We start from the raw sequence: 23,555 nt of genomic DNA, 5'->3' as shown, positions 1-23,555 counted from the left end.
TAAACACTATCAATATGAATTTTTTAAAAACAATTTTAATAAGCATAGTGCTCCTTCCACTGGGAATAATGGCACAACAGGAATACATGGTAACCCATTACATGTTCAATGGATTGGGACTCAACCCAGCCTATGCAGGCGTGCATGATGGATTAAGCACAAGCTTTATTCTAAGAGAACAGTGGGTAGGGTTTGAAGGAGCGCCTAGTACACAACTGGCGTCAATTCACAGCCCATTAAGAAACAAGCCTGTTTCTCTCGGAGCTGTTCTTTATAGAGATAAGTTGGGATTGTCAACTGAGTATGGTGGATACTTTAGCTATGCTTACAGAATCCAGATTAGTAGCGACTTTCGATTATCAATGGGATTGCAAGCCAATGTACATAATTATTCCATTGAATATTCTCGAGCCAATACTGGTGTAAATGATAATGAAGGACTTGGTAATGTAAGTCAGATGTTATGGAATGTCGGTGCCGGCATGATGCTCCATTCTGAGAGAGCATATTTAGGAATTTCTTCTCCTCAATTAGTGAATAAAGAACTTGAGATTGGAGATCCGGATGGTCAGTTTACAGATTTAGTGAGACATTTTTATGTAAGTGCAGGCTACGCATTTGACATTGGATACGATTATGTCTTAAAGCCGAACGTGCTTGTGAAAGCCGTTCAAGGGGCGCCCGTTCAAATAGACATCAACGCTAATTTGCTGATTAAGTCAGTTTTATGGGTAGGAGCTTCTTACCGGTCAATGGATAGCATAGACGCTCTATTTGGCGTACAAATCAATCCACAATTGATGGTCAGCTATGCGACGGATTTTACGCTCTCTGAGATTGAAGCACAATCTCATGAGATCATGCTCAATTACATTTTTGAGTTGCCAACAAAGAAAATTTTAAGTCCAAGATATTTTTAAGAAGATGAAAAAGAAATTAATACTACTCATTCAGATCGTACTTCTATATAGTAATGTTTTAGGACAGAGCAATAAGGAATTTTCATTTGGTGCTAGAAAAGAAAAAAAGTTTGCACAAGAGCTTGCAACTGCAGATAGAAAATTTGAGCATTTCCATTTCATGGCAGCTGCAGTGCATTACAAAAGAGCACTTGAAATTAGAATGAGTCCTAAGATTCAACTAAAACTTGCAGATACTTATAGGCTTATGAATAAACCGGTAGATTCTGAATTTTGGTTTCAACAAGCGATAAATAGTCGAGTTCACATGTCGGATGACGACATGATTCATTATGCACAGATGCTTAAGGCAAATGGGAAGTATGCTGAGGCAATGAAGATTTTTGAGAAACTTGCTCACAAAGAAGAATGGATCGCAAAAAAGGCTGAGGCGCTAAAGCGAACAGAGGAGCTTTACGCAAACCAACATGCATATGATGTGGAATGGGCGACGTTCAATAGTTCACACAAAGACTTTAGTCCAATATACAGGAATGGAGAGATTGTATTTGTATCAGGTAGATCAAATTCTGGAAAGAAACACATGTGGGATCATAGCAATTTTCTTGAACTTTTTACTGTGGAAGAAGATATAGTAACAGAATTCCATTCAAACATTAATACCAGTTACCATGAAGGACCTTCCACCTTTTTCGACGATGGAAATAAGATGTATTTCTCAAGGAATAATTTTCTCAAGAATAAAATGGGCTTATCAAAAGATGGAGTCAATAAATTGAAGATATATTACTCTGAATCCAAGAATGGAAAAGATTGGTCTCAGCCAGTTGAATTTATCCATAACGATGATGAGTACAGTACAGCACACCCTTCGATTACCGAAGATGGACGGACACTTTATTTCGCTAGTGATATGCCAGGAGGATACGGAGGAGTAGATATCTACAAGGCTGAGTATAGAGACGGAAGATGGAGCAGTCCAGTCAATTTAGGTCCCAATGTAAATACACCTCGTGATGAGATGTTTCCTTACATCCGAAACAATGGCGTTCTATATTTTTCCAGTACTGGTCATTATGGGCTTGGTGGACTTGATATTTACAAGTATACAATTGGAGAAAATAAAGAAGCTGAGAATATGGGATATCCGGTAAATACGAATGGAGATGATTTTGGAATATCCTTTTATAAAGATACCAATAAGGCTTATTTCAGTAGCAATCGTGCAGGAGGTATGGGTGAAGATGATATATACTCAGTTTTTGTCTACGACTATGCTATCAATGTTAAATTAATAGATGCGATAACAGGTGAACATATTCAAACTGATGGTAGAATAGATGTACTTAAAACCATGCGAACGCATTTAAATGACAATGGAATCTCGGTTCCACAAACTTCTTACTCCTTCGGCGTTGAATCCGGCACTTCCTTCTTTGTTACCGGATCTGCCGAAGGTTATTATCAAGGAAATTTGATTATTCAGATCGAAGATGATTTGGTAGGAGATGTAGAGCAAAGAGAATATGAGATTCCACTTACGCGACTTGAAGGTGGTATGGAAACAGAGGTCTTAGTAGTGATAAACAACGATTCTCCTTCTCAGCTTTTTTACAAAGAAGATGTTGACTTTATAGCGTACGATGGAAGTCTTGACCAATTGAAATCTTACCTTAAACAAGTAGGTGTAGAGATAATCAAAGAAACCTACCTAACGAATATTTTATATGACTTTGACAAGTATGAAATAAGGTCTGATGCTTCGAGAAGTTTGGATCGAATCGCCAACTATCTACGGAAAGATCCTGAGTTGAACATCATATTGGAAGCACATACCGATGTGAGAGGGAGCAATCAATACAATAAGCTTTTAGCGAAAAGGAGAGTCGAAGCTGCCAGAGATTATTTACTAAAAAGTGGAATTGCCAGTGAACGTATTTTTATGGGTAGCCATGGTGAGGAAAAAACCTTAAATGATTGTACTGAAGGTTGTGATGAAAGCCAGCATCAGCAAAACAGAAGAACAGAGATTCGAATTGAGATTAACAAACAGAAGAGTAAGCAGAGAATGACAGCCTTTGGAATGAAATAACCCAATCAATACACCTAACCCAGCCGATGGTGTGTGTCAATCTGATTTTTTGGAGAGACCACACCATTTTTTTCTTAACGACATTTTATAAAAAAATAATAATGTCATTCATCTGTTGATCTCTACCAGTTACCTAATAATTCCACACTAAACGCCTTTGGAAGCCATTATTGTAAGAAAAAAACGATAATGAACAATTCAAGATTACACTACCTCTTACCTATATTGATGTTCATAACAGTTTCTTGCAATGAGACACTGGAAAATGATGTTGATATGGTCGATGATTTGAGTGAAGAATTCTCTTTCCTCAACGATTTTGACTTTAAAACGTCCAAAGAACTAACGCTAACAACAAATAGCTCAGGAAATTCTTTCCGCCTATATTATAAAGATTTGGAAGGGGAATCTTATCTCGTGGGAAGTTTTGTTAACAATGGCGGAGATGTTACTGTTACTATTCCCGCTTATGTAGAAACGCTTTCTTATGAAGAGTTGACGGCAACGAATTCTGCTTCTTCAGATCTCTCTGTTGGACTGGGACAAACCTCAATGGAGTTACCGAGTATGGCTCCACCTTCGTCCAATACTGAAAGTTGTATCGATCGATTATATGCTGTTAATGGTCAGGCTGGGTTTTATGAAATCGACGTAACATCGGATCAGTATAATACTACTCAACTTCCGAATCTACCAGGTGGATCAATCGCAAACGCCCTAGATCAAGAAAATGGAATAGTGTATATCAACGTAAATCGAACCTTATATAAGTATGATGTAAATACTCAAAACTTCGAAGTAGCATTTACAAGTAACCCATACAATGGTTCTTATCCTCGCTTTGAATACAAAGACGGAGTATTCTACATGGGTAATAATACATCCATGTATACAGTTGATGCTGCTACGAATACAGTAATTCAGAAATATAACATCAGTGGTTTCGTAAACAGTAATGCAGGAGGTGACTTAGCCTTCGATTCAGAAGGAACCTTATATCTGGCTTGTTTTTCTGGCTTGTACAAATTTACAGAGCTGAATGCTGCCACTGGAGTAGCCAGTATTACTCGAATTAGCGCAGAGAATTTCCCGTTCCAGCTTACCTCAATGGCCATCGACCGTCAGGATAGAATTTATGTAGGAACGAATGATGCAAACTCAAGACTTATTGAGATTAGTAAGGAAGATGGGTCGTATCAGATTGTGAAAACATACAATCATAAGATCAACGATTTGACTGCCTGGAAGTGCGATTTTTCCAATGATGGTGGATCAGAGGAAAATATAGATAATGATGGAGATGGAGTACCGAACGAACAAGACGATGACATGGATGGCGATGGTATCATTGATGAAAAAGATGACGATGTGGATGGCGATGGAACTCCGAATGAGCAAGACGATGACATGGATGGTGATGGAACTCCGAATGATGAAGATTCAGATATAGATGGCGATGGAGTAATAAATCAATTGGACGAATACCCAGAAGATCCAGTAGCAACAGGTAATATATATACGCCTTCTAAGCTTGGATATGGTACACTGGCTTTTGAAGATAATTGGCCATCAAAAGGAGATTATGACTTCAACGATTTGGTTGTTAGATACAAAGTGACTTCTTTGGTAAATCGAGATAATAACGCTGCTAGAATGATCATTGAGTTGAGGTTGGTGGCAGCAGGGGGAGAATTTCAAAATGGCTTTGGTATAGAACTACCGATTCTGGAATCTGTGATCGAATCTGTGTCAGGACACAATGCTCCATCCTCAATGATAAATTCCAAAGGTTTGGAAAATGGTCAAAGCAATCCAACGATTATCGCTTTTACAAACTCATTGGGAGAGTTAGGAGGAGGCAATGTAATTAATGCTGATCCAAACAAACCTAAAGTTGAAGAGAGTGTATATACGATCGAAGTAAACTTTACGGAGCTTATTCCGGCATCTTCTTTGGCAGGAGCACCTTACAATCCATTCATCTTTATCAACAATGAACGTGGCAGAGAGTGTCACCTGAGAAATAAGCTTCCAACAGATCTTGCAGATTTAAGCCATCTGGGATCAAACGATGATGGATCTATCCCAGATCAGGGAAGATATTATGTTTCTGAAAGAAGAGTTCCGTTCGCAATTAACATCGCGCACCAGTTTAGATATCCGGTAGAAGGTACACGTATTGATAAAGCATACAACTACTTCATACCTTGGGGCGAATCTAGCGGATCAGCATATGGAAATTGGTATACAGATGCGAGTGGTAATCGAATTACATCTAAGATATATATGAAGTAAAAGAATAGGTTAGTGAGTGAGATAAAACCATGGCTGAGTAATCGGTCATGGTTTTTCCAAACTGCTCTTCTTTGAAAACAGATTACCTAATTTATTTTGGAAAAAAGGATACATAATCTTGATCCATTGAGAGGATTTTTAGCTCTAAGTGTTGTCATATATCACATACCACAGCTATCAAAGTCAATAGGTTTAGCCTATTTTGATTCTTTGGCTATTTTTCAAAAAGGACCTCAGGCCGTATCTGTTTTCTTTTGCCTAAGTGGTTTTTTGATTGTAGGGTTACTTCACGACGAAAAACGTCAATATGGAAGTATTAGCATTAAGCAATTCTATGTAAGACGAATCTTAAGGCTTTATCCCGTTTATTATCTAGTTCTGGTCTTCGGATTGATTTATTATCATTTAATCTTGCCTTTTTTTAATGTGAGTTATGAGCTTAGTTATTCGTTCATAGAAGGTCTTGTATGGAATGTCTTTTTTTTACCTAATGTATTCAAAGCACTCTACGATCCAGGAGCAATTCTCGAAATTCTTTGGTCAATAGGAATAGAAGAGCAATTCTATTTGATTATAGCTCCACTACTCACAATTACTCCACTCAAGAAGTATCATCATTATTTGTTTCTGTTTACTGGAACGTACTTTGTGATTTTCCACCTTGATGTTTTCTTTTTCTTAAAGAAGTTTCATTTGCTGTACTTCTACATGTCTGCAGGAGGATTAATGGCAGTATTATCTAAAAAGGGATTAACTCTTTACTTTAAGAGTTATTACTTGAGAATCCTTATCTATGCAATTTTTCTTATCTACTTTTTCACCAATTTTTTACACGCAGACAATGATCTAATTAGACATTCTATCGATGTTATTTTGTTTAATATGCTAATCATCAATCTGGCAAATGAAGATAAGTTTATAATTCGGAATAAGCTTTTGAATTACATGGGAAACATTTCTTACGGTATTTACATGTATCACCTGATCGTGGTGAATTTCATACTTTTCCTGGTCCTTAAGTATGACTCGGTTCATGATTTAAATGATTGGCAGACAATATTGATCATAAACTTTACAAGTGTGCTACTAACCATATTCGTTTCACATCTTTCATTCAAATATTACGAGTCATACTTTTTAAGTCTGAAGAAAAAATTCAGAAAGATTTGATCACTACAGCGATAACGATTGATCAATTTATTCCTCAAGTGCTGAAGGACAGTTTGCATCCAGAAAGCCAATGGATTCCAAGGTTGTATGTTTTTCCAGAAATTGAGATCCTTTTCTTATTGCTTCTGCTCTTCCACAATTTTCCGGTAGATCATATATGTAGATATTGGGAGTGTTTGCAGAACGTCTGATGAAGTTAAGCGCTTCAAGTGTTTTGTCGGTGCTTCCATAATTGACAAAACAAAACTCATATGTTTCTTTTCTTTTGATAAGGTTAATGAATTGATTGCTATCTAGCCGATCTGCTTGATTGTAGCAGGGGATTACAATACCATGTTTCATGTAATTTGAATTTTAGTGGTTCTTCAAAGTTGATTTTTGAGAACATGATATCCTTGAAAGAATTAGCTATTCTGGAAAATACGTGTATCGCGTATTTTGGCTAAGAGAACTGCTTAGATAAGCAAGCTGGTTAGCAAAACGATTTATCCCATGGCTTTTTGAAAGACCTCCATAGTTTTATAAGCAGCTTTATCCCATGTATAGTGTTTAACATGTTCAAGTCCTTTAGCCGCATATTCTTTACGAAGGTTTTGTTCTTTCATTAGTTTCTCTATACCAGCTGCAAAGGCTTCAGGAGTAGGGTCGACCATGAGCACAGAATCACCAAGCAATTCCTCAAAGACAGGGATGTTGGTTGTGATCGCAGCAGTACCACATCCCATTGCTTCCATGGGAGGGAAGCCAAAGCCTTCGATTAGACTTGGATACGCGAATAAGTCGGCGCTACCGAGAAAGCTTGCTTTTTCCTCATCCAAAACGAAGCCGGTAAATTTTACTGATTTCAAACTGAGTTCGTTGGCCAGATCTTTCAGGAAGAACTTATCTGGAGCATATCCACCTAACTCCAACGCAAAGTCGAGTTTCTTATCTTCTAAAATCTTGGCTGCTTGAAGTAACAGTTTTACGTTCTTGTGTGGAGCTCCGAGTCCTCCAATGTATCGGATTGTAAATCGCTCATTTTCTTTGGGATGTGTGCTGAGTTCTTCTAAGGGTAAACCATTCGGGATGGCTACTACTTTTTGGGGATCTATGCCTGTCTGCTGAATCAAATCTTGCCTGGCGGCCTCAGATACTACTATGAGGTATTTTGCGTTCCGTATAGCTTTCTTCAACTGGTATTTATAAACCCTAAAATCAAGTTTGCTTCCAGGATAGTGAAAAGGAATAGCGTCGTGTACCGTAACAACTTTAGGTTTTTTAATGCCGGTCAACTCCATACCGTAGTACGCACCCAGATAATCCGCATGCCAGATGTCAGCATCTAGTTTTTTTATTGCTTTGGAAAGGAAAAAAGGTGCAACATGGTGCTGGAGGCTTCGGAAAGAACGATAGGGATAGGTGAAGAATAATTCATCATCAGGATCGTCTTTTCGAAACACTTTTAAGCTGTCAAGCTTAGGTTGCAAGTGCTGCGCCAGCTTTTCTGTGTATTGTCCTACACCGCAATTTCGATTCAGAGTCGAAGTGATAATTCCTCTCATGATGCAATCGTTTGGTAAACTTTCAATGTGTTTTCTGCACAGTTTTTCCAGGTGTATTGTTTCACCCAATCCGTGCCATTTGCAGCCAATTTTTTTCGTTGCTCACTATTTTGCATAAGAGCAATAATGGATTCAGCGAGTGATTCTTCATCATATTCAACCAAATGAGCTCCACCTCCTGAAACTTCCTCAAGCGACCCTCCTTTGGTGGTGATAACTGGTGTTCCTGCTGCCATTGCTTCCAATGGAGCGAATCCAAAACCCTCGTATTTACTTGTGTAAACAAAAAGATCTGCTTCATTGTAAAAATCATTCATTGACTCATCAGCTATGAATCCGGAAAATACCACATTCTTAAGTTTTAATTCCTGAGCCAACTTTGGATAAGGCGTTCTATCCGGGTGGTTTCCTGCAATTTTTAGTTGATAGTCTATGCCTCTCGATTCAAGAATGGCGCACGATTTAAGCAGCATCTCTACATTTTTTCTGGGACTCAACCCACCTGCATATATCAGCTGAAAGGGACCAGCACCACCCTCTTTTTCCTTCTTTACGAAAAACTGTTCAAAATTCACTCCATTGTGTACAACAAAAAATTGCTCCTCTTTAAGATTACTGTATTTAAGTGCATCTTGTTTTGCACTTTCGGAAACGACGATAATGGGTAAACCTTCCTTGGAAAAATGATTAATTGCGTTTCTATAGTAGTTTAGAAACTTTCCTTCTTTTTCGATTTCATGTAGGAGAGAGACATCATGCATAGTCACCACTCTATTTTTCTTTCCCGCTTTCCCTAGCCCAAGACCTGCCATAAACCAGTGTGCATGATAGATATCTGCTTTCTTTGGAAAAAGATGAGCACTTATGAAATAGGGAAGAATATAGGAGTGGAGGTTTCGAAGTGATTTGTAATGTATTTTGTCAATCCAATCGTAATTATTGTCAAAGTATGTATCGTCACCATCTTTTTTATAGAGCTTGGACAAACGAGTTTCATGTCCCAGATCTATCAAGGCTTTGCTGAGCTCGAAACTGTATCTGCCAATTCCTGAGTTTAAGTGATGATCAGTTATCTGTCTCAGTTTCAATTTTTTCATATTTAAGTGTAGTGAATATGATTGCCAGGAATACCCAGAAGAGTAAGCTCATTGGGAAAACTCCGGCTACTTCTTGTCCCATTTCTACCAATCCCCACGCGGGTAAACAACAGATAATACTTTCCACTTTGTCTTTGTGAATTCTCGTTTCCATCTGCCATAATCCCTTCGTTCCTTTAAAAAATGCTTGTAAATAGATCAACACGAAAATGATCAAACCTATCCACCCAAGCTCAACGGCTACACGGATCACTCCTGAGTCAGGTGGGAAGCTAGCGAGGAAAGTTCCCGGACTGAACCGCTGTCCCCAAACACCAGTGCTTCCCAATCCACCACCGATTGGATGCCTCAATATCCATGGAGTGATCATCTTACGATTTGCCGCACGGATCTGATAAGACTTATCCTCATTGGCTTTAAAGACTGATTGTATGCGTTGGATCTGATAGTTGTTTGATGGGACTTTTGCAAGTATGACCAAACCGATAATTCCGAGAATGATGGTTAGGTAAAGTTTCTTATTTCGGCTGATGATGACTTTTATGAAATAGAAGATCGGGATAATGACGAATGAGGCTCTTGTTCCACTATAAACCATTGCTAAGAGAAAGCAGAAAAACAGGAATGCCATCAATACTTTATCCTTCACACTTTCTTTATAGAAAAATGAGTTTCCAGCAATGCAAGCCAGTGATGCCATGATGATTCCGTACTGAGCAGGTCCTCCTACTGGTCCGAAGCTTCTCCATCTCCCATGATTGAAGACAAGGTGGATTGTATCTGTACGGATTATGTGTGCCATTTCCCATCCGAAATAGCCGAAGAAGAATTGATAAATTCCCCATATGGCAGCAATCCAGCCTAGAAAAAGCACATAGTTGAAGATGTTATTTACTTCTTTGGTTCCTTTCACTGAATCCCAGATAAGGAAATACAACATGAGGTAGCCAACTGCGGGACGAATAACATAGAAAAAAGCAGCTCGTGAAGCAGCCCATGGATTGGCTATTTGTGAAAGATTGTACATTACCCAGATCAAAATGATTACAGTTAGAGGACTTTTGAGTCTTGACCAATCTCTATTGAATTGTATCCGAAAACCTTTTCCAATTAGCATGAGAAGAATAAGGAAGTCGATCGACATTCCGATTGGTAGGTTTGGAATAAGTCGCAGACCTATGCTGAGAAAGAAAGATGCAGTTATTAGGATATAGATACCTATTTGCGTTTTCCAAACAACAGCCAGTACCGGAGGTAAGGCGATGAAAGCAAGCATCAATATGATTGCCAGTTTGAAACCACCGAAATGCGTACCAAAAATCCCCAAAGCTGTCAATAGCACCATGGCAATCACTTTTGGGATTGGCTGCAATAAGTAGCCACCCGCAATCCCATGCGTAATCTTCGAAGCTTTGGACTTGGACGTTAATTCAGGTTTCATCGCGTATGAATGAACGTATTCTGATATTTTTTCTTAAGACAAGTAACACTAGCGATCAAGTTGCTAAACACAACTTTATTCAATCCAACTACTAATTGCTTTACCTGCTTAGGTTCCATTATCGGAAGAGCTACGATGACAAAGCTTAGAAGGTTGAAAAGAAAGGGTAATGAAAGATAGCTAAAACTTAGATTGAATAGATCAGTTGTAGACAATAATGCTGAAGCTACCAATTGAAGTGACCGTGGAGGTCTTACCAAAGTAAATAGGTAATCTAGACTTCTGAATTTACCTCGAATAAATGCTGATTTCAACAACGACTTACTGTTAAAAAAAGCATTGAAATACTGCTCACCAAACCATCGTAGGCGTTGTGATTGGTAATTTTCGATCTCAGCAGTCTTTTCTTCTCTAACCACCATTTGATCGCAGAAAAGAGTCTTAAGTTTCACTGGACTAGTAAGCAGCTTGACCATAAAATTCTTATCATACCCTGGCGCTTTTTCATCCATAAGCGCGATTGCGTACTTGAATAAATTCGTTTTTATTATTGCAGCACTTCCGCTGATTTCAAGTGCCCCACCAAGCTGAAGCTTGCCTTTTCTCAACATCAAGTCATTGTATCGTTCTGAAATTGCATCGAATAGTTGAATTCCTTCAGATGTCTGAAGAGGCTTTCTAGCTCCTTGTACAATGTGATATTCATTGAGTGAAACATTAGCTAAACGATCAAAGAAATCTTCATCCATAATATTATCCTTATCGAGAATGAGTGTATATCTATGTTCGTTTTCATCTAAGTGTTCGTCACAAAGAAATTGTAATGCATGTCGGTAGCTGTTGCCAGGCAAGTGACTGAATTTTTTTTCTACAGACTCAAAACCAAACTTTTGTGATTCTTTCACGATGCTTTGATCAGCTTCTTGAAAAAGGATAAACACATCTACTGGATGATTCTTTTTCGCTTGTTTTAAGCTTTCAAGTACTTTTAGAAAAGTCTGATCTGGCTTATATGCTGGCAATAAAACCTTGATACGTGGCAATTCAGAGACTTTTCCTTCTTTATTTTTGTGAGTCATTCCTGCTAATACCAAGACTAATCCGTAAAGAGCAAAGATTAATAGGATGCTTGTGATGATGATGCTGATTAACTCCATGATAGATCTCTGTTTACTAGCTTTTTAATGATTTTTCTGATTTTGTTTCTCCGTTTTGGAAGCTCACCGATGTAGCTGTCCATATATTCAGGAAGAAGTTCGCTTAATATGAAACCCTGATTGTTAGTTACTTCTTCAGAGTATGTCCTGATAATACGCTCATCTGCCACTGATTTAATTCTTCCAAGATTGAAGTGCAGGAAACTACAATCAGCTATTTCAGCTGCATTGATTCCATCATGTGAAAACTGAAGAGGCGTGGAAAGACAAATCACGCGATCGTATTTCTTACTTGCTGAATTAACTTCTTTCTCTATCTCCTCTTTTTCTCCGCTGAGGTTTAGAACTCCTACATTTTCATTAGACCAGTAAGCTTTAAGTCCTTCAATCAATGCGTCTGCTTTGTCACTTAATGTGAGTGCATTGATCGCGACCACTTTACTTTCACCAACAGCTCTTGAGATTTTCTTTAAGCCTTCAGTATGAATTAAATCCAACGCTTCAGATAATATTGAATCTTTCGAATCTTTAGCTTTTGCTGGCATTGCTGCTACCACATCTTTATTCATTATTCGCTCGAAAGTGGCCACATCTTTTATTCGATTGTCAATGAGGTAATTCACTAAGATGAATGCGAAAAGGAGAATAAATACTGCTACTCCTCCAGCAAGGATGACAAGCTTTGTTTTAGACGGAAGTGGCTCCATCGGAAACTCTGGATAGTCAACAAGCTCCAGTTTACTGCTGCTAGCTCCAACTTCTAAAGATTCTGTCATGTTGAGCTTATTTAAAAACAGTAAATAAGACTTCTGTGCGGTAGATATTTCATCTCTCAATGTTGAAATAGCAGACTCAAAAGGCGCGAAGTAGGAAGCATATTTCTTTACACGCAAAATCTCTTTGTCCAATTCTTTTAGCTCATCTTCAAGACGCTCAGACTTTACACTGAAATCGATAAACTGCATGGTCATATCTGTATGGACCATGGTAGGGTCATATACTGAGTTTTTACTGATTTGCTCAAGGTTATCCTTGATAGTTAAATAGTTTTTGTAGATGTCCTGTTGTTGCTGGATGAGTTTGCTGTAATCGATCTCTTTCTGTAAGTGAACCAATTTCAAATCCTGAGAAGCGTATACCTCATCTTTCTTTTCCAATATTTCCGTATTGATGTCTCTATTCGTAGATCCAAATTGATTGTTTTCAATACCTGATCGTATAGATTCTTTGGCTTTATTACTTGAAGCGATCTGTTGACGTAGCATTCCTCTTAACTGCTCAAGGTCTACTTGATAAGTCACAATTGCTTTGGTATGTTCATCAAGATTGATGATGTTATTTTGAACTTTTAAATCCTCAAGCTCTTGCACTTTTTGATCCAGTTCTTTTTTCGCTTTCTTCACCAACTCTTCGATTACAGCTTTCTGCTTACCTATGTTTCGCTTGTTTATGTTTCCCAACTCCCTGGTAAGAAGTTCATTCAAAACATTACTCATGTAATACACTTGATCAGGATTTGAATACGTCATTTCTATTTCCAGAAAATTGGAACTTTGAACCCTTCTTGCTGATATAGCTTTCATGATCTCTTCCGAAGAAAGCTTAGCATAATCATAGAAGGCGATGATTTCTAATTCGGCCTCAGTGTTGCTTAAGTAAGGAGATCTTTTATCATTAAGGATATCTGCAAGGACTCTGTTGATTTCATCCTTGTTTTCATCAGACCATGCGTAAGCAAAAACTGTTGAACTATCATTGATGCTTTCAAATGCAATTTGAGTTTTGATTTTCTCAATGAGCTTTCGTGATTTCACGATTTCTAGTGTATTCAAAAATTCAGTGTAGATCTCATTGATACTCAGGCTCTCTCCACTTACGTTAGTGCTTTCTCCACCGAAATCATATAAGAACTTAGATTTTACCTCGTACTTTCTTGGCTGATCCTTAGTCATGAACCACAAGGAAACCATGGCCACAACTGGAAGAATGAATAGTAAGAATGCATTCTTAAGGAAGAGTCGAACGATTTGATTGAAATGTTCCATTTTAGTCTTTCATTAAGATTTCTAATTCAAACTTTAACTTCATTACTGCATTCTCAGCGTTGAGAAGATTCAATCTATTTTGCATTACTCCACCTAGTATTTGGTTGTACTCAGCATTAGAAATTACTCCTCTCTTAAAATCTTCATCAGCTACATGCTTTAGTTCATTTGAGATCATCAGGTTATTCTCATTGAGAATGTAGGATTCAAGAGCTGCTTGATAGTCCAGGAATTTTTTGGCGATAATGATTTTGATCTCCCTTCTTGTATCATTCACTGCCATCTCTTGTCTATTCACTCTATAATTGGCAATCTTAGATCTATTTCTTTGACCAATAAACTCGGAAGGATTAATCAATAAAGTGACTGATGCATTGGAGAGAACAGAAAGCTGTGTAGTGCTCCCTTCTCCTTGACTGGATGGAGTAACGTTATATCCAAAAAGATTTACTCCTACGTTTAGAGAACGCATCCAGTTTCGATTGGCAATCTTCGCTTCTTCTTTTAGCGAAGCGACCTCTGCATTAGCCATTTTTAAGCTATAAGATGCTTTCAGTACCTTATCCACGATAGTATCCATCTCTGCTTCACTGATCAAGAGTGCCTGAACTTGCAATAGTTCTTTTGAAGCATTGAAGCTCGACTCCTGTCCTCTGGCGAGGAGGGAAAGCATGCAGCCACAAATGATGGCTATTATCTTGTTTATGTTTTTCGAGTACATATTGATAGTGTTTTAGTTTAGAAGGTGTGTTAATCCTTCATGTGTACTCGAAAGTAGTTGTAACTATAGGCAGGATTTTTTTAAAGCGATGGTTGGTAGAAATAGAAGGTCTACTGACAGAAACCATCGATAAATGGAAACCGCAATAGCGGAAATTCCTCAGTAAAAATGAAACACTACTAACATTAATCTTTTTGAAAAATTTTGCTATTGATGCGATAGCCGCTTTGATTTATGTACCAATCTTGAAAAGTTGTGTTCGTAGATTGGGCCCAGGTATCAAAATGATTGAATGCATCAGACATAGATTCCTCTTCTTCAGGATAATCAAATACTACAGGCAAATTAATTCCATATGGCAGACCATCGTGTGTTTTGAAATTTGTACCTTCTAGTCTATCGTCGTTGTATTCGAAACTTAAGTTGGCTTTGTCTGTCGGCGTGCCATTGACTAAGTGAACTTCTGTTCCTCTTGCTTCAGAGTGAAATATGAACGGATCATATGGAGCATAGCCTAGCGTTGAACTTGATACTGGTTCCGTAAATGTGATGGTTAACTCATACTCTTTTGGAGTTACATAGCCATTGGAAGATATTGTATTGGTTCTTCCATACGCTGCTTGCCAACTTCTAAATGCGTCTTCAAAGAGTAGAATTACCGAATTTGATTGACCACTTTCTGTTCCATTCGCATTCAAGACCACCTCTTCATTGGTTAAAACGTCTTGTCCTGTGATACTATTGATTCTGGAAGGATCGATAGGCAAAGTGAAACCATAGCCGCTGTGAATCATAGCTCCTAAAGCTTTCAGCTTGAAATTAGCTTTGAGCTCCACAATCTGATTGGCAACATTGGTTACTGCCTGATAATTGTAATCAATGACCATATCATTCATATCAAAATCACCTTTAGAAGGGTACAGGTCTTCGAAAGCAATTGAACCATAGCTTCCTTCAGATGGGGTGTAAACATCAAATGCTCTGTCAGGATCATTTGGGTAATTGTCATTTTCATCCGAAACTCCATCTCCGTCAGAGTCAGGTGCTTCAGTTGTAGTTGTTTCCGCTAGGCCTGTCGTGATGATTGCGTCAAATGGATTGGCAGTAACATAGAAAACAGCATCATTGAAATCATTGTCTCCGCCTGGTCTGGAAGTGTCTTCCATCCCCAATATCAATAGTTCTCTTGCCTCATCTTTTAATAGAACTGTATGATTGCGAAAAGACGCTGATGTAAACGTATTGAAGTCCTTATTTGAATATTTGATCTGATTTGAATTGTTGACTCCTGACCCACTCCAGCCTTGAGGTACCAAGAACCATCCAATACCAGTATTGGCAGAGAAAGTCCCTAGAAAAACTTTATTGCCAGATTCCATTCCACCTCCACTTCCAACAAAAGAAACATTTGGAAAAACAATATTTAGAGACTGAATATCACCAACACTTGCCGGAGGATTATCCAAATCATAAGTATAAAACCCTAAAGCATTTCTCCAGCCAGCTCCTTCATGAACAAACGTGACCCAAACCTCTGCTGAGTCCTGTAATTGTGTGTCTGAAATTACATCGTCATCTATGTATTCAGGATTATATATTGGTACTGGATATCGTTCTGGAAGAGAATTATTTACCAGGTCTAATAAATCTTGGGAAATATAATCATCGACGGACTCAAGATAATGCGGAACTCCGTTGTTGTCATAAGATCCCATGAACGAGTAACCGGATTGCGTTCTCCCACTTATGTTAGCGTTTTCAGATTTCCGTCCAGACTCATAAGTAGATGAGCCGCCAAACGTAAAATCCATTGATGAGCTCACCGGTAATTCCATGGATTGTGGAACACCGAGGTAGCTATTGGTAACCAATACTCCGTCTATGTGATTTCCGACGGGAACATTAAGCTGCAGTACTCCATTTTCGTTTGTGATCCCAGAACCAACTAGTTGTTCACCCTCTTCAGAAGTAAGGAATACATCTAATGAAGCTCCTGATATACCAACGTTTTTGTTATCGAGAACAGACACATTTATGGTACTGTTTTGAGTTGTTGAAAAGTCAAATTCTTTTGGGAAGAAGCTGTTTACTTGCTTTTCAATAATTTCATCTTCCATAGTATTGCAGCCAATTACTGTAATCAGCGCAAGGATTCTTAATAATTTCATTTTTATACGTTTTCAGATTGAATGGCTGCAAGAGGAGTTTTGAATAGTATCCAGAGATCAAAAAGAAAGCTTCTTTTTTGGGCGTAGAAAACATCTTTCATTTTTCTACTTACACCAGAAACATCATCTTTACCTCGGTCAGTAACTTGCCAATAGCCGGTGATTCCAGCTGGAGCCATGAATCGCTCAATGAAACGATCTTCAGTTATTTTTTCCGCCTCGTATAGAGGGAGAGGTCTGTTACCTACAAGAGACATTTCACCTCTCAAAACATTGATTAATTGAGGCAATTCGTCAATGCTGGTCTTGCGGATGAATCTTCCTACCTTGGTTATTCTAGGATCATTTTTCACTTTGAAGAAGGAGTTCTCAACTTCTTGCTGACTTTCCTCTAGAAAAACAGATTCGTCCATTAATCCTTCATCAGAGACACGCAGATTTTCAATATCTCCGCTAAATGAGGTTTGATACTTTTTAGTCTCTGATTTACCTCCATATTGACTTTGATCTTTCAACTCTTCAACTCTCTTGTCCGCATCAGCATACATGGATCTGAATTTGAAGAAAGGGAAGATGTCATAGTTCATTCCTACTCGTGGTTGAAAGTAGAAGACCTTCCCTTTTGATTCTAGTCTGATAGCTAATGCAACCAATAGAAACAGAGGCAATAGTATCAAGAGCAGAATGGAAGTAATCGTTATGTCAAAAATCCGTTTGTTTAAAGGAACCTTATACTGCATGACGATACGTGTTTTCGTGTGAAGAAATAGACAAAGCATTTTTAACTCTGACATCCAATTCCATCGGGTTAAAAGGCTTAGTGACAAAGTCTGCGGCACCGCTTTGGAGGCACTCTAATTTTTGATTCATTTCACAAGAGCCTGATAGTATTAGTATAGGTGTTGTTGAGTCCAACTCTTTGTATTGACTGATAAATTCTAAACCTGTCATGTCATTGCCTAAATAGAAGTCTGAAAGGATACAATCGGGAAATACTTTTCCTTCTGATAAATCTTTTAAAGCCTCTGAGGTTGATCCATAAGTTGTTACATCATATTCTTTTCCAAAGAATGCTTTTAAGAAGTTTAGTATCATTTGACTATCGTCTATTGCGACGATTTTTAATCTGCGTGTAGTGTTTGCTATGTATTTCATATTACTTTTTTGCTTACAAACTTGGTAGTGGAGCGAGTGCGAAAAGGTGAAATTTGGGTTCTTGGTAAAGATTTTGGGATAATTGGAAGGAAAAGGCAGATGAATGATTTGAATCGTCCACATCGTGCGTTTAGAGCACTTTTTTTATACATTTTACCAGTTAACCCTTAAAATGTGTCATTCATCGTTGTTTTCTCACATGCCAGCTTTAAGTGATGTTGATTTGATTAAAATTTTACAGCACATGTTTATTCCAAATCAATCCATATCAGATCTAATTGATCAGCTAAAACCAAACGTTACCAATCTTCTTCTTTTCGGGGAAAAGACAGATATAGATATTCAGCAAATCCTTAATTCAGCCGATGAGAAAGGACTAAAAGTAGCCGGAGGTATTTTCCCGATGGTAATAAATGAAAATGAACATCACGAAGAGGGATGTGTAATTAAGCACATTGAAGGGGATCACAATCCATACATAGTAGAAGGAATAGGCAAAGGGAATTTGGATTTCGAACTCCCTCAATTGACTGAAAATGATAAATCTTGCTTGGTTTTCTTAGATGGCCTAATGATCAATATATCCAGATTCTTAGAAAGGCTTTATGAGCAATACTGGAACAAAGTTGATTATGTAGGAGCTGGTTGTGGCTCTTTGACACTGGAACAAACACCATGCGTCTTTGATAACTCTGGTATTTACCAAGATTCAGCATTGGTAATTCTTTCAACTGAAGAACTAAATCTTGGAGTGAAACATGGATGGCAAAAAATTGCCGGTCCATTTGTCGCAAATAAAACTGAGGGTAACAAGGTTTATCAACTCAACTGGCGTCCAGCTTATGAAGTTTATAAAGAAGTAATAGAAGCGCATTCAGATGTGAAGTTTGGTGATGACTTCTTCAGTATTTCTAAAGGATTCCCTTTTGGGATATACAAGGAAGGTAAAGAAGACATTGTGCGAGATCCGATTGCGGTCGATGAAGATGGAGCATTGGTGTGCGTTGGTAATGTTAGCCAAAATGTTTCGCTGAATATTTTGTGTGGAGATAATCAAAAATTAATTGAGAGTGCTTCTGAGGCTGCGGGCGAGTCTGTCGAAACTGCTACAAAAGATATGCTAATTGTTGACTGTATTTCAAGAGTACTTTATCTGGAAGACTCATTTGATAAGGAACTAGGCGCTGTTAAAGAAGTAGTTCAACAAAAAGGTGGAAATGTTAAATCTGAAGGGGTGTTGTCAATTGGAGAAATTTCCTCAAGCAAGGAAGGTTACTTGGAGCTTTATAATAAAACAATTGTCGTATCTTCATTCCAGTGATGGATAAAACCGTAGACCTTCTCACCCTTCTATATGAATTAAGCTTAACCAGTACTAAGCATCAAAACCCACAGGATACCGCTAGAAAATTTGTAAAAAAGTTTTTGGCTAGAAAATCCTTGCAATATGGTGCTGTTTGGAAAAAGGAAGCTATTTCAGAAGATCAAGTACTTTATTCCAGAGTCTACTCCATGCCGTATCAGTCAGATATTGCTACCATAGATAAGGAAGAACTTGAAAACTTGTTTCAGAAGGAAAACTTAGAAGAGACTACTCGATCATTGTTTAAAAATGATCTTCAGGGGAAGTTCATCTATTTCAAGCTGGGTGAACTTGGCCTTCTTGAGTTTTACGATGATGGAAAAGCTAATAATTTTAATAAAGAATCATTTTATCCATTCATTGATGTAATCAGTCAATTTGGAATCAATTTGGAGAGCAGTTATGCTTTTCAAAACCTTGAGGGTGAAATAAAACTCCGTCAAAAAGCACAGCAATCACTAAAATCCAATGAGGAAAAATACAGGAGAATCATAGACAATGTGAAACTTGGTCTTCTTGAGGTAGATAATGATGAGTGTATCCAATTTGCTAACAAGCCTTTTCTGGAACTGACGGGCTATGAGTTGAAGGAAATTCTGGGTAAAAAAGCCTCTGAAGTTTTCATTGATGCTGAAGATGAAGAATCAATGAAAATAATTTCCAACCAGAATGAAAAGAGGAAGGAAGGAAAGTCTGATAGCTATGAAATTAAGATTGTAGATAAAAATGGAAACGATAGATGGGCCATTATCAGCGGAGCTCCAAATTACGATGATAGTGGCGAGCAAATAGGATCAATTGGAATCCATCTCGATATCACAGAAGAGAAAAAACTTAGAGAAGAAAATGAATTCAAGAATACCCAACTCAGCAAACTCTTTGAGAAATCACTAGATGGATTGATTTCGATAGACTATTTGGGAAGAGTTTTTGAATGGAGTCCACAGGCAGAAGAAATTTTCGGGTACACTTTTAAGGAGATTAAAGGAATGGAATTAAGTGAGACTATCATTCCTCACGCGCATCGAAAAGCACATAGTAGTGGGATGAAAAATTATCTCAAGACTGGCCATGGTCCGGTGTTAAATAATCGAATTGAGATCACAGCACTTAAGAAGAGTGGTGAAGAGTTTCCAATCGAGCTAACTATTTTCCCGTTGAAATTTCAAAATGAACAATACTTCACTGCTTTTGTCAGAGATATCACAGAGATTAAGAAGTCCAAGGAAAACATGGAGCGTGCACTGGAACGTCAAAAGGAGCTAAATGAAATGAAATCTCAGTTTATTTCCATGACATCTCACGAACTTAGAACTCCTCTGACCACCATCAAAACGAATACTGAGCTACTCAACTTCCAATTAAATCAACCAAAGGAGATTAATCGTGAGAAACTCCTAAAGAATGTTGAAAGGGTAGAAAACAATGTCGAAAGATTAAATCAATTGATTAACAACATTTTGATGATAGGTAAACTTGATTCAAAGAAAGTTCCATTCTCTCCTCAACTCATTGATCCGAAAGAATATATCGAGAAATCAATATTACCAGATTATTATCAGCGAGGACATAGGGTAGCACTAGCCATTGAAGGAAAGGGGTATGAAGTGAATCTGGATAAAACCCTTTTCTCTCATATTCTAAATAATTTGATTGGAAATGCGATTAAGTATACCATCGATGGAAAGCCTCCTGAGTTATCATTAATATATGGTGATCACTTTGAGATACATGTCAAAGATCATGGAATAGGCATTCCGGAATCGGATCAAAAAAAATTGTTTAGCACTTTCTTTAGAGCATCAAACGTAGGAAATATTCAGGGCACAGGACTAGGTCTTTCCATCGTTCATGAGTTTGTTCAGATCCACGAAGGAACAATAGAAGTTATAAGCGAAGTTTCTGTAGGTACGACGTTTATCATTAAATTTCCTAAAAAATAAAACCATTATGGCTGGTAAAAAGATACTAATTGTTGAAGATGATCCGGAAATTGCAGCATCTCTTTCGGATATACTTGAATTATTGAATCATCATGTAGTGGGTATTGCCGAATCTTTTGATGACGCGTTCAGCCTGCTAGAAAAGAACGAAGTAGATCTGGTACTCTTAGATATTCAGCTTAAAGGAAATAAGACAGGAATTGATATAGCTGAAAAGATAGGTGACCGACTCCCGTACATTTTCACTACTGCTTTTGCTGATGAAGAGACGGTTAAAAAAGCTACAGAGCTAGGACCCTATGGTTACATCGTGAAACCCTATGGTATGAAGGATATAAACCCTGCAATTGAAGTAGCACTAAGCAACTTCAAGAATGCAAAAGAGATGGGTTCAGATGAAGGTGGATTCCTATCCAATCATTTGTACATAAAAGCTAACTCAAAGCTTATACGTCTAAACGATGATGATATCTTATACATAGAAGCAAAAGGAGATTACGCTGTTTTCAAAACCATAAAAAAAGGCTACGTAGTACATTCAACTATCAAGAATGTAATTGAAAAGATGAATCCTAAAAAGTTTCTTAAGGTTCATAGATCATTTGTAGTTAATCTTGATAAAATAAAAGACATAGAGGATTCTAGTATCCAGATAGAAGATAAAATCATACCTGTTAGTCGCCAAAACAAACCGGATTTGATGAAGAGGATAGATCTGATCTAGTATTCTTCTTCAGTCAAAAAGATGAATGTCTTTCTTTTTAAGGCATTTTCCATTCACCGATGAATTATTACCAATTGTCTTTTTAAATAGGTCAAAAAGGTAGTTTCTTCAATTTGCCACCTGTGCCTATATCACTTTTGATAAACAATTAAACTAGAAAAGTGATGAAACACCTCAGAATAGCTTTAATACACTGCCCAAAATCTACAACATATAAATTGGTGAAAATGACTCAAGACATGGATGAAAATGATCCTTGTGTAATGTGGGTTTTTGACTCTTCAAATATGCGAGTGGCAAAAAAAATAATGAAGAATTTAAATGTAGCGAATGTTATCAATACAACAGGATACGCCTTCGCATAAAATTTCATGGATGTAAATAGTTTGGTTTGACCTGAGTTAGAATGGTAGCTCAGGTCTTATTTACGAATTACAACTAGTACAACTAAGTGAAATCATGATTTCGTCATATGAGTAATTAACTCTTATTTGACGGCAGTTGTATGGACAACTTTGAAATATGAAACAGAAAAAAGAAGATATAAAAAATGGCATTAAAAGAAGTAGGAAAAACTATAAGCTTCCAATGCTGTTCACTTTGCTTTCATCGCTTGCAATCATATTAACATTTAAAGTTGAGCAAGTTGAGCAAGAAGAAGAATTTTTAGGTATTTAAGAGCTATTCGGTGAGTTTCTATAGGTGGTAAAAGTCGATTCACAATGAGTCGACTTTTTTATTTACCTGTAACCTTAAAATAGATTCCGTTGGTCAGCTAATAAATGTCAATGATCTGAATTTCTCATTTCAAACCCTTTTCTGAATCAATTTTAAATCAAAAAACATGAAAGCTACACACGCAAAAATCGGAATCTATTACAATAGAATGAAAAAGCATTACGAACTAAAAACCGTTGCTTTTAACTACAATGAATTTGATCCAAATCTTAAATGGGTTTTTGACCATTCAAAGTATGAATTGGCTGTGAAAGTACAGCATAGCATGAATCAATAGTAATATTTAGATCCTTGAGTTCGAATTCTATACCAACTCTAAAGATCTATCAACTGTAAAACATAACACAAAATGAATTTAGTAAGATTAAACAAGCTGATCTCAAGGATAGAATTACTAACCAATCATTTGAATGAGAATGGGCTAGATGCTTTGCTTGAGGAAAGTCTTTTGGATTATCAGCAAGAGCTAAAAGAAGAATACGGATCATTTCTTCAGGATAGGCTTTTTGATATATATGATGAATATTTTGAGGATGACGAAATTCTTAGTCTGGAAAACTACATAGGCAAAGGTTCAGAAGTATACGGCGACGAATTTTATAAAGAAAAAGTCTTTCTAAACATCAAGTCTTCGCCAGTAAGATTTGAAATACATGACTATGAAGACGCTTATTGTAATGTGCTGTGGAAAGCAGCATAGTTAGGAAAGGCAGGGCGATACCTGCCTTTTTTTATTTAGATGTATTTGATTTGATGGAGCCTGATCTGATAATTCGGATCAGGCTTTAATACGGATTACTAGTAGCAGAACTAAGTGATATCATGATTCTTGTCATTAAGTGAAAAGCTCTTATTTCTAAGTCCAACAAGAGACACTTTTGAATTATATAAAACAGGTAAAAAGTAAGACTATGAGACGAAGAAAGAGGTTTTATTCATTTTTAAGGCTATTTGCTTTAATATCATATGTGAGGCTTATGCT

At 37.4% G+C, this 23,555-nt stretch carries 21 protein-coding genes; 11 read left to right on the top strand and 10 right to left on the bottom strand.

The annotated features are described in order from the left end of the window. The first annotated feature begins 14 nt into the window (after positions 1-14). From ACY650_RS03185 to ACY650_RS03170, 4 genes are all read left to right on the top strand, one after another. Positions 15-920, top strand: a complete 906-nt coding sequence (locus tag ACY650_RS03185; RefSeq protein ID WP_462251670.1) for a PorP/SprF family type IX secretion system membrane protein — start codon at positions 15-17, stop codon at positions 918-920. 4 nt (positions 921-924) lie between these two features. Next, a complete protein-coding gene (locus ACY650_RS03180) occupies positions 925-3,012 on the top strand; it encodes an OmpA family protein (RefSeq protein WP_462251668.1) in 2,088 nt (695 codons plus the stop codon). A 189-nt stretch (positions 3,013-3,201) separates the two neighbouring features. Continuing rightward, positions 3,202-5,307: an LruC domain-containing protein gene (locus tag ACY650_RS03175; RefSeq protein WP_462251666.1), complete on the top strand. Its 2,106-nt coding sequence runs from the start codon at positions 3,202-3,204 to the stop codon at positions 5,305-5,307. 96 nt (positions 5,308-5,403) lie between these two features. Next, a complete protein-coding gene (locus ACY650_RS03170) occupies positions 5,404-6,477 on the top strand; it encodes an acyltransferase family protein (protein WP_462251664.1) in 1,074 nt (357 codons plus the stop codon). 27 nt (positions 6,478-6,504) lie between these two features. Here ACY650_RS03170 and ACY650_RS03165 read toward each other — a convergent pair whose 3' ends face one another. The 10 genes from ACY650_RS03165 to ACY650_RS03120 all read right to left on the bottom strand — a co-directional run bounded on the left by ACY650_RS03165 (position 6,505) and on the right by ACY650_RS03120 (position 17,805). Beyond that, positions 6,505-6,819 carry a glycosyltransferase gene (locus ACY650_RS03165; RefSeq protein WP_462251662.1) on the bottom strand — a complete coding sequence of 105 codons (315 nt, stop codon included), beginning with the start codon at positions 6,817-6,819 and terminating at the stop codon, positions 6,505-6,507. Between the two features lie 143 nt (positions 6,820-6,962). After that, positions 6,963-8,021 carry a glycosyltransferase family 4 protein gene (locus ACY650_RS03160; RefSeq protein WP_462251660.1) on the bottom strand — a complete coding sequence of 353 codons (1,059 nt, stop codon included), beginning with the start codon at positions 8,019-8,021 and terminating at the stop codon, positions 6,963-6,965. Further along, positions 8,018-9,118, bottom strand: coding sequence for a glycosyltransferase family 4 protein (locus ACY650_RS03155; protein WP_462251658.1), 1,101 nt, complete (start codon positions 9,116-9,118; stop codon positions 8,018-8,020). Before ACY650_RS03155 ends, ACY650_RS03160 begins: the two co-directional genes overlap by 4 nt. Then, on the bottom strand, positions 9,087-10,559 hold the full coding sequence (locus tag ACY650_RS03150) for an O-antigen ligase family protein (RefSeq protein ID WP_462251656.1): 1,473 nt from the start codon (positions 10,557-10,559) through the stop codon (positions 9,087-9,089). Before ACY650_RS03150 ends, ACY650_RS03155 begins: the two co-directional genes overlap by 32 nt. Continuing rightward, positions 10,556-11,716: a glycosyltransferase family 2 protein gene (locus tag ACY650_RS03145; RefSeq protein WP_462251654.1), complete on the bottom strand. Its 1,161-nt coding sequence runs from the start codon at positions 11,714-11,716 to the stop codon at positions 10,556-10,558. The genes ACY650_RS03150 and ACY650_RS03145 overlap by 4 nt, the downstream gene beginning before the upstream one ends. Further along, a complete protein-coding gene (locus tag ACY650_RS03140; protein WP_462251652.1) occupies positions 11,707-13,761 on the bottom strand; it encodes a GumC family protein in 2,055 nt (684 codons plus the stop codon). The genes ACY650_RS03145 and ACY650_RS03140 overlap by 10 nt, the downstream gene beginning before the upstream one ends. 1 nt (position 13,762) lies before the next feature. Then, positions 13,763-14,482 (bottom strand): TolC family protein, encoded by a 720-nt coding sequence (locus ACY650_RS03135; RefSeq protein ID WP_462251650.1) that lies wholly within the window; start codon positions 14,480-14,482, stop codon positions 13,763-13,765. 185 nt (positions 14,483-14,667) lie between these two features. Continuing rightward, positions 14,668-16,650, bottom strand: coding sequence for an LruC domain-containing protein (locus tag ACY650_RS03130; RefSeq protein ID WP_462251648.1), 1,983 nt, complete (start codon positions 16,648-16,650; stop codon positions 14,668-14,670). Positions 16,651-16,652: 2 nt separating this feature from the next. Beyond that, on the bottom strand, positions 16,653-17,390 hold the full coding sequence (locus ACY650_RS03125; RefSeq protein ID WP_462251646.1) for a sugar transferase: 738 nt from the start codon (positions 17,388-17,390) through the stop codon (positions 16,653-16,655). Further along, positions 17,380-17,805: a response regulator gene (locus ACY650_RS03120; RefSeq protein ID WP_462251644.1), complete on the bottom strand. Its 426-nt coding sequence runs from the start codon at positions 17,803-17,805 to the stop codon at positions 17,380-17,382. The genes ACY650_RS03125 and ACY650_RS03120 overlap by 11 nt, the downstream gene beginning before the upstream one ends. A 199-nt stretch (positions 17,806-18,004) precedes the next feature. Here ACY650_RS03120 and ACY650_RS03115 point away from each other — a divergent pair, with 199 nt between their 5' ends. The 7 genes from ACY650_RS03115 to ACY650_RS03085 all read left to right on the top strand — a co-directional run bounded on the left by ACY650_RS03115 (position 18,005) and on the right by ACY650_RS03085 (position 23,273). Then, entirely contained in the window at positions 18,005-19,126 is a 1,122-nt protein-coding gene (locus tag ACY650_RS03115) for an FIST signal transduction protein (RefSeq protein ID WP_462251642.1), read from the top strand. Then, positions 19,126-21,111 carry a sensor histidine kinase gene (locus tag ACY650_RS03110; RefSeq protein WP_462251640.1) on the top strand — a complete coding sequence of 662 codons (1,986 nt, stop codon included), beginning with the start codon at positions 19,126-19,128 and terminating at the stop codon, positions 21,109-21,111. Before ACY650_RS03115 ends, ACY650_RS03110 begins: the two co-directional genes overlap by 1 nt. Positions 21,112-21,118: 7 nt before the next feature. Next, positions 21,119-21,835 (top strand): LytR/AlgR family response regulator transcription factor, encoded by a 717-nt coding sequence (locus ACY650_RS03105; RefSeq protein ID WP_462251638.1) that lies wholly within the window; start codon positions 21,119-21,121, stop codon positions 21,833-21,835. A gap of 164 nt (positions 21,836-21,999) precedes the next feature. After that, positions 22,000-22,200 carry a hypothetical protein gene (locus tag ACY650_RS03100; RefSeq protein WP_462251636.1) on the top strand — a complete coding sequence of 67 codons (201 nt, stop codon included), beginning with the start codon at positions 22,000-22,002 and terminating at the stop codon, positions 22,198-22,200. Positions 22,201-22,357: 157 nt separating this feature from the next. Beyond that, positions 22,358-22,513: a hypothetical protein gene (locus ACY650_RS03095; protein WP_462251634.1), complete on the top strand. Its 156-nt coding sequence runs from the start codon at positions 22,358-22,360 to the stop codon at positions 22,511-22,513. Between the two features lie 166 nt (positions 22,514-22,679). Beyond that, positions 22,680-22,850 carry a hypothetical protein gene (locus ACY650_RS03090; protein ID WP_462251632.1) on the top strand — a complete coding sequence of 57 codons (171 nt, stop codon included), beginning with the start codon at positions 22,680-22,682 and terminating at the stop codon, positions 22,848-22,850. A 72-nt stretch (positions 22,851-22,922) separates the two neighbouring features. Then, entirely contained in the window at positions 22,923-23,273 is a 351-nt protein-coding gene (locus tag ACY650_RS03085; RefSeq protein ID WP_462251630.1) for a hypothetical protein, read from the top strand. Positions 23,274-23,555: the final 282 nt, after the last annotated feature.

Origin of the sequence: Ekhidna sp. (assembly GCF_963691765.1) — a bacterium.
Classification (GTDB): Bacteria; Bacteroidota; Bacteroidia; order Cytophagales; family Cyclobacteriaceae; genus Ekhidna.
Note: the sequence above shows the minus strand (reverse complement) of the source record. Positions and strands in the feature narration are given on the sequence as shown.